Origin of the sequence: Methylobacterium sp. WL120 (assembly GCF_008039465.1) — a bacterium.
In the GTDB taxonomy this organism is placed as follows: domain Bacteria; phylum Pseudomonadota; class Alphaproteobacteria; order Rhizobiales; family Beijerinckiaceae; genus Methylobacterium; species Methylobacterium cerastii.
Map to the genome: position 1 here is coordinate 1 of NZ_VRUT01000342.1, position 1,253 is coordinate 1,253.

Here is a 1,253-nt window from a genome sequence, read left to right on the forward strand (position 1 = left end):
CCTCCCAGACCCTGTTCAGCGCGGCCCTCGTCGGCCCGGCCCTCGTCGGTGCCGTGAGGAAGCTCGATCCGCGCCTGATGGTGCGCAACCCGGTGATGTTCGTCGTCGAGGTCGTCGCCCTGCTCACCACGATCCTGTTCGTGCGCGACGCCGCGACCGGGGCGGCGGACCTCGCCTTCTCCGGGCAGATCATCCTGTGGCTGTGGTTCACGGTGCTGTTCGCCAACTTCGCCGAGGCCGTCGCCGAGGGGCGCGGCAAGGCGCAGGCGGAATCCCTGCGCCGCACCCGGACCGAGACCCTGGCCAAGCGCCTGACCGGCCGAGGCGACGCCTACGAGACCGTGCCCGGCAACGGCCTGAAGGTCGGCGACGTGGTGCTGGTCGAGGCCGGCGACATCATCCCGTCGGACGGCGAGGTCATCCTCGGCATCGCCTCGGTCAACGAGGCGGCGATCACCGGCGAATCCGCCCCCGTGATCCGCGAATCCGGCGGCGACCGCTCGGCGGTGACCGGCGGCACGCAGGTGCTCTCCGACGCGATCCGGGTGCGGATCACGGCGGCTGCCGGCTCGACCTTCGTCGATCGGATGATCGCCCTCGTCGAGGGCGCCTCGCGTCAGAAGACCCCGAACGAGATCGCGCTCAACATCCTGCTCGCCGGGCTGACCCTGATCTTCGTCTTCGCCGTCGCCTCGATCCCGAGCTTCGCGTCCTACGCCGGCGGCGCCATCCCGCTGATCGTGCTGGTCGCCCTGTTCGTCACGCTGATCCCGACGACCATCGGCGCGCTCCTGTCGGCCATCGGCATCGCCGGCATGGACCGGCTGGTGCGCTTCAACGTGCTCGCGATGTCGGGCCGCGCGGTGGAGGCGGCCGGCGACGTCGACACGCTGCTGCTGGACAAGACCGGCACGATCACGCTGGGCAACCGGCAGGCCACCGCGTTCCGCCCCGTCCGCGGCGTCACCGAGCAGGAGCTGGCCGACGCGGCGCAACTCGCCTCGCTCGCCGACGAGACCCCGGAGGGGCGTTCGATCGTGGTGCTGGCCAAGGAGGGCTACGGCATCGGCGCGCGCGACATGGGGCACCTCGACGCCACCTTCGTGCCCTTCACCGCCCAGACCCGGATGAGCGGCGTCGACCTCGCCGGCGCGCAGATCCGAAAGGGCGCCGTCGAGGCGATCGTCGCGGGAGACGGCGAGCGGCGTGCCGCCGGCCCGGGCGACCTCGTCGGCGATGGCGCGGACCTCCTC

1 protein-coding gene is annotated in these 1,253 nt (G+C 72.1%); it reads left to right on the top strand.

All coding sequences use genetic code 11. From position 1 onward, the window contains the following. Window positions 1-11 precede the first annotated feature (11 nt). Window positions 12-1,253, top strand: a 1,242-nt coding sequence (kdpB, locus tag FV229_RS26905) for a potassium-transporting ATPase subunit KdpB (protein ID WP_147754822.1), incomplete at its 3' end; no start/stop codon positions are given.